Source organism: Psychrilyobacter sp., assembly GCF_049671765.1.
Classification (GTDB): Bacteria; Fusobacteriota; Fusobacteriia; order Fusobacteriales; family Fusobacteriaceae; genus Psychrilyobacter.
Genome location: NZ_JBATVM010000007.1, coordinates 1 through 6188, shown reverse-complemented (window position 1 = coordinate 6188; position 6188 = coordinate 1). Strand labels below are relative to the sequence as shown.

The following is a 6188-nucleotide window of genomic DNA, read 5'->3' as shown; positions in this document are numbered from 1 at the left end:
CCCAATGTGTTATATTTCCACCTGAATACTCTATAAAAGAATAATGTTTATCCTCTTCATATATCTTTTGCCCTTTATCTTTTTGATAAATTTCAAAATATTTTTTCAAATATTTTCTATCAGTTATTCCCTCTATCCATATTGTTGAATTAGCCAAGAAAACCGAAGAATTTCTTACTCCTATATTTCTCATCAATTCTAACATATTTTCATCATTTCTTCTTATGATTTCAAATTTTTGCTCTTCATTTTTTTTACTTTCATATATTTTAATATCTTCTGAATAATCTAGTGTCAGGTCTAAAAAATGATTTGAATGAGTTGTTATTAAATATTGGAAATTTTCAAAGCCATATTTACCTTCTTTATCCAATAAAGCTTCCATGAGTTTTCTCTGCATTCCCGGGTGAAGATAAATTTCAGGTTCTTCAATTCCTATAAGCATCTGTTTCCCGGCGTTTTCAAAAAGCGGAAAAGTCAAAATAATTATAGACTGTATTCCATCTCCTAAATCATAAATAGGATAATCCTGAGTTTCGCCTATTTTTATATGAATCACGTCACCTTTTTTCTTAGGAATCAATGAAACTGATTTTCCTTCAAAAAAGTTTTCACTTAAAAACTTTTCAAATTTTCTTACTCTTTCTCGCTCCTCATATTCTCCTAAAAGCATATCTTGAAGCCTGTCATACAATTCTAATCCTGTAAAAATTTCAACCTCTTCATTATTTTCAAAGTAATCATTTTTAGTTCTCTCACCATAATGATTCCTGTTTTTTTCTAGAGTTCTAAGACCTCTTAACGTAGGTATATATAACTTATTTAATTGTTTATCTTCATATAAGTTTACTAATTTTGGAGAGAATTCCTTATAATATTTATCATATAATTGTCGTATTTTTTCAAACGGTTCTTTAAATTGCCGTTCATTCATAAAACCTTGCTCTATCTTTGACAATGCTCCTTGAATTTTTGTTAGTTCTATCAAAAAAGAACTGCAAAGATCTAACTTTTTATTTGAAAATATACTTCTCAACTCTTTTATGATACCATTAGTTTTTTCTATATCTAGCGTTCTAGAATAACCATCATTTTTAGGAATCTTTTCGCTTTCTAATAGGATCCTTAGCTCAAGTTCATATTTTTCTGTTCTTGAAATAATATTTTTATTTTCAAATAAATATTTATCTTTTTCTCTTGTTAATATTTCCCTAATAAATCTACTTTTTCCAGAGTTATTGCTTCCTATAAATAAATTTAATTTAGATAGTTCAATTTCTTTTTTATTATAATTTTTAACCCAATCTTCAAGATTTAAAATCTTTTCAAATAAATACAATATAACCTCCGATTTCAAATACAAACCTCACAGAGAAAAAAAATTAACCCTTAATGATCTCTACTTTGTTACTCCCTACGAGGGTCTACATTTAAAATCAAGTTTTAAGTAAACTTCATTTTAATACTCGTAGAATCTCATAAAAAGATGAGAATCTATATTCTTTCATATAAGTAAAGAAAGACAGAGCATTAGCCCTGACCTTCTATTACCTAAGCCTATGGCTTAAATTATTTTGCTTTAGGAAGAGAGCTATAACATTTCTCTATCCAAGCATCAAATTCATTTTCTTTTTTAGCAGACATAACATCACACATCTCTGGATTTAATTTATAAAGTGCAAGTTTAAAACTTTTAAGTTCAAACTCATTCATTTTTTGCTCTTTTCTTATTCTAGAAAATACTCTTATAAAATCTTTATTTTCATATCCAATATTTGTTTTTTCTAACTTAATTGGTTTTCCCTTTACAGTGAAGTTTTTAGATTGTGCGATTTTAAAAGCAGCTTCTTTAACTTTAGCTACTCTGTCATGTAAAGCTAATCTTAATATTACATCTTTTGATCTTTGGCAGTCATGATCTTTTAAACTCATTAATGCTATTAATCTTGTTTTCCAACAGTTTTTATTGCTTGCTTCTTTAATAATTCTGTCTAACGACATCAACCCACATCCTATTTTTAATCCTTTTTCCTAGGTTTCTTTTTTCATAAATTAAAACTTATTCTAAATAAAATCAATTTTATATTTTTGATTCCAGAAACCATAGGAAGGAAGAGTTTTTCTTAGTCTACTACTTCTGCTTCTGCTACATCTTCGTCAGCTTTGTTTTCAGTTCCGCCTTGAGCAGCTCCACCTTGTTCAGCTTGAGCTTTTTCTTGAGCTTCTTTATATATTTCTTCAGCTAATTTATGAGCTTTTTCTTCTAAAGCTTTCATTGCTGTGTCGATAGCTTCTTTATCTTCTCCATCTTTAACAGCTTTTAATCCTTCTACTGCTTCTTTGATAGCCGTTTTTTCTTCTTCTGTTACTTTATCTCCATGCTCTTCTACAGATTTTTCAGTAGATGAGATGATCATATCAGCTTTATTTCTAGCTTCTACTAATTCTTTGAATTTTTTATCTTCAGCTTCGTTAGCTTCAGCATCTTTTTTCATTTTTTCGATCTCTTCATCTGAAAGGTTAGTAGATCCTGTAATTGTTACTTTATTTTCTTTTCCAGTTCCTAAGTCTTTTGCACTTACATGTACAATACCGTTTGCGTCAATATCAAATGTTACTTCGATTTGAGGAACTCCTCTTGGTGCTGCTGGGATTCCTTCTAAGTTGAAGTCTCCTAATTTATTGTTGTCTACAGCTTTTGATCTTTCACCTTGGAATACGTTGATAGATACTGCTGGCTGGTTATCTACAGCTGTAGAGTAAACTTGTGATTTCTTTACAGGTATAGTTGTATTTTTTTCTATCATTTTTGTGAATACTCCACCTAAAGTTTCGATTCCTAATGATAATGGAGTTACGTCTAATAATAAGATATCTTTAACGTCTCCCATTAATACTCCACCTTGAATTGCTGCTCCTGCTGCTACTACTTCATCAGGATTGATTCCTTTGTTAGGAGCTTTTCCTAAGAAAGATTGTACCCATTCTTGTACTGCTGGTATTCTTGTAGATCCACCAACTAATAAGATCTCATCGATATCTGAAGGAGTTAATCCTGCATCTTTAAGAGCTATTCTTACTGGTTCTTTTGTAGCTTCTACTAAAGCAGAAGTTAATTCGTTGAATTTAGCACGAGTTAATTTCATCTCTAAATGTTTTGGTCCTGTAGCATCCATTGTGATAAATGGTAATGATATAGGAGTTTCCATCATTGTAGATAATTCTTTTTTAGCTTTTTCAGCTGCATCTTTTAATCTTTGTACTGCCATCTTATCGTTAGATAGATCTAATCCAGTTTCTTTTTTGAATTCTACTTCTAACCAGTTAATAACTTCTTTATCAAAGTTATCTCCACCTAAATGATTGTTTCCAGATGTTGATAATACTTCTACTACACCGTCTCCGATCTCTAAAACAGATACATCAAATGTACCTCCTCCAAGGTCAAATACTAATACTTTTTCTTCTTCTTTTTTCTCTAATCCATAAGCTAATGCCGCTGCTGTTGGTTCATTTATAATTCTTTTTACATCTAAACCTGCGATTACTCCTGCGTCTTTAGTTGCTTGTCTTTGTGCATCTGAGAAATATGCAGGAACTGTGATTACCGCTTCAGTTACTGTTTCTCCTAAATATGCTTCTGCATCTTTTTTTAATTTTTTTAATATCATTGATGAAATTTCTTGAGGTCCGTACTCTTTTCCGTAAATATTTACTTTATGAGCTTCTCCCATATGAGTTTTTATAGATGCTACTGTAGAATCTGGATTTGTAACAGCTTGTCTTTTAGCTATTTCTCCTACTATGATCTCTCCACTTTCTTTTACGTTTACAACTGAAGGTGTAGTTCTTACTCCCTCTGCATTTGTTATTATAGTGAAGTTTCCACCTTCCATTACTGATACACATGAGTTAGTTGTTCCTAAGTCAATTCCGATTATTTTTCCCATTCTATTTTGCCTCCTAAATTTTTGGCACAGATTACAAGGTGTAATACTATGCAAATAATATTTAATTTAATTTTTATTTTAATAATTTTATTAATAGATTTCGATCTTTTTCTGTTATTCTTCCATATACAAAACCATAATAATCAGATTTAGCAAATTCCTCTCTATTCATTCCTAATTTTTTTCTAATCAATAATTCCAAAGTCATTCCGTGAGGCATAAAACCATCTCCTTTTCTTATTGTTTCTACGACCCTAATTATACTTTGGTTTCTTTGTATTTAAGAGAAACCATAGGAAGGAAGAGTCCCTACTTCTTACAAACTTTAACCATTGAAGGTCTGATTACTCTATCCTTCATCTTATATCCTCTTTGTAGTTCCATTACTATGTGATCATTATCGATTTCTTCACAATTTTCTGTCATTACAGCTTGATGTAAATACGGATCATATTCTTTCCCTATTGCCTCAATTGGTTCTACACCTTCTGTATTCATTATTCCATGCATTTGAGATAATGTCATCTCTACACCTTTTACCAATGAATCAAAATCTTTTGTTTCAACAGATGCCGTGACTCCTCTTTCTAGGTTGTCTACAGCTTCTAGGACTTTTAAGATTACTTTCTCAGAAGCATACTTTCTAAATTCTTCTAATTCGTTTTGCTTTCTCTTAGTAAAATTTTGAAATTCTGCATTTTTTCTAGCATATGCACCCTTCCAATCTTCAAGTTCAGCCTCAATTTTAACTATTTTTTCTTCTGATGTTTCCTCTTTTTCTTTTTCTTGATTTTCTTCTTTTTGTTCTTCTTTTAACACTTCTTCAACTTTTTCTTCTTCAACTTTTTTTTTCTTACTCATGACTATCTCCTTTTTTTAGTGCTATGTTAATCATATTATTAACTTCTTCAGTAACGTATTCTACCAAGCCTACAGTTTTAGAGTAAGCCATCCTTTTAGGCCCTACTACTCCTATAATTCCCTGTGATTCACCATTTTTATAAAATGAATATACAAAGCTAAAATCTTTCAAGGCTTTCATATTTAGTTCATCTCCAAATACTACATACACCTCTCCTTGTTTATGTTCCCTTGTACTGATTAACTCTTTAAAAATCTCATCTAGCCCTTTACGTCTATTAAAAATTTCCAAAGCTTCTTTAGCTTCTTCTACTGTCTTATTCTCAAATATAGTAGAAGCACCATTTATAAAAAATTCACCGTCCATATCTTGATATACTTTATCTGATATAGAATCGAACACTGGATTCCCTTTTTCTTTTACAAACTCTTCTATCTCAAAGGTTTGAACTTCACCCTTAGATGACTTTTCATTCAATTTTATGCATATTTTTTTTAATTCTAGCTCTTCTATAGGTTCTTCAAAATGTATCTTTCTAGTTCTTACTGTAGAATCATCCATGACTATTACAGCCATAGCCATATAGTCAGTCACATGTACTAATTCAACCTTTTTTATTGTCTCATGACTTATACTCGGTTCTAGTACTATCCCTGCATAGGATGTTAATTTAGATAGTAAGTTAGAGGTCTTTCTCAATATCCCATCAAATTCTCCTATTTTTTCATCATATATTTGATGTATTTTTTCCATCTCTTTTCTAGATAATTTTTCTATCTTGAGTAGTTCCGAAAGATAAAATTTATATCCTAGATCTGTAGGTATCCTCCCTGATGAGGTATGGGTCTTTGATAGATAACCTAAATCTTCCAAATCAGCCATTACATTTCTAATGGTTGCCGATGAATACTCTATATTATATTTTTTTACTAATGTTCTAGAACCTATTGTCCCACCTGAAGTCAGGTAATAGTCAATTATTGCTCCTAACACTAGCTTTTCTCTGTCTGTAATCATCTTCACCACTCCAATCAGCCAGTTGTTAGCACTCATTAGATTAGATTGCTAACTTATGATGAGTATATACCTCTTTATTAACTTTGTCAACACTTTTTATCAAAATTTTAGCCACCTATCATCTAGGTGGCTAAAACGTTGGAACTAGCTTTTTTTAAATTTAAACTACTTTCTTAATCTCATATCTATTATTTACTTTCTTTAGCTATTTGCTCCTCTATTTCTTCTATTTCTTCAAATTTTTCATCAAAGAACTCTCCAAACTCTTCCTCTATCTTTTCCTCATAGATATCCAAATCTCCGTTGAAAGCTTCCATCTCATATACACAATTAAAGTCATTAATATGACAAAGTTCTAC

General features: G+C 30.7%; 6 protein-coding genes. All 6 read right to left on the bottom strand.

Annotated elements, in window-relative coordinates; all coding sequences use genetic code 11:
* Window positions 1-1339 (bottom strand): ATP-dependent nuclease (locus tag WBG30_RS00380; RefSeq protein ID WP_424502661.1); only part of this gene is annotated, 1339 nt, incomplete at its 3' end.
* Between the two features lie 230 nt (window positions 1340-1569).
* Window positions 1570-2001 (bottom strand): HEAT repeat domain-containing protein, encoded by a 432-nt coding sequence (locus WBG30_RS00375; protein WP_424502660.1) that lies wholly within the window; start codon window positions 1999-2001, stop codon window positions 1570-1572.
* 122 nt (window positions 2002-2123) lie between these two features.
* A complete protein-coding gene (gene dnaK / locus WBG30_RS00370; protein WP_424502659.1) occupies window positions 2124-3950 on the bottom strand; it encodes a molecular chaperone DnaK in 1827 nt (608 codons plus the stop codon).
* A 73-nt stretch (window positions 3951-4023) separates the two neighbouring features.
* Complete coding sequence (locus tag WBG30_RS00365; protein WP_424502658.1) at window positions 4024-4170, bottom strand: hypothetical protein; 147 nt, start codon at window positions 4168-4170, stop codon at window positions 4024-4026.
* An 89-nt stretch (window positions 4171-4259) separates the two neighbouring features.
* Window positions 4260-4811 (bottom strand): nucleotide exchange factor GrpE, encoded by a 552-nt coding sequence (gene grpE, locus WBG30_RS00360; RefSeq protein WP_424502657.1) that lies wholly within the window; start codon window positions 4809-4811, stop codon window positions 4260-4262.
* A complete protein-coding gene (hrcA, locus tag WBG30_RS00355) occupies window positions 4804-5829 on the bottom strand; it encodes a heat-inducible transcriptional repressor HrcA (RefSeq protein ID WP_424502656.1) in 1026 nt (341 codons plus the stop codon). Before hrcA ends, grpE begins: the two co-directional genes overlap by 8 nt.
* Window positions 5830-6188: the final 359 nt, after the last annotated feature.

Coding starts and splice junctions, on each gene's coding strand:
- grpE (WP_424502657.1), bottom strand. CDS start 4,811: ATGAGTAAGAAAAAAAAAGTTGAAGAAGAAAAAGTTGAAGAAGTGTTA.
- dnaK (WP_424502659.1), bottom strand. CDS start 3,950: ATGGGAAAAATAATCGGAATTGACTTAGGAACAACTAACTCATGTGTA.
- WBG30_RS00365 (WP_424502658.1), bottom strand. CDS start 4,170: ATGCCTCACGGAATGACTTTGGAATTATTGATTAGAAAAAAATTAGGA.
- WBG30_RS00375 (WP_424502660.1), bottom strand. CDS start 2,001: ATGTCGTTAGACAGAATTATTAAAGAAGCAAGCAATAAAAACTGTTGG.
- hrcA (WP_424502656.1), bottom strand. CDS start 5,829: ATGATTACAGACAGAGAAAAGCTAGTGTTAGGAGCAATAATTGACTAT.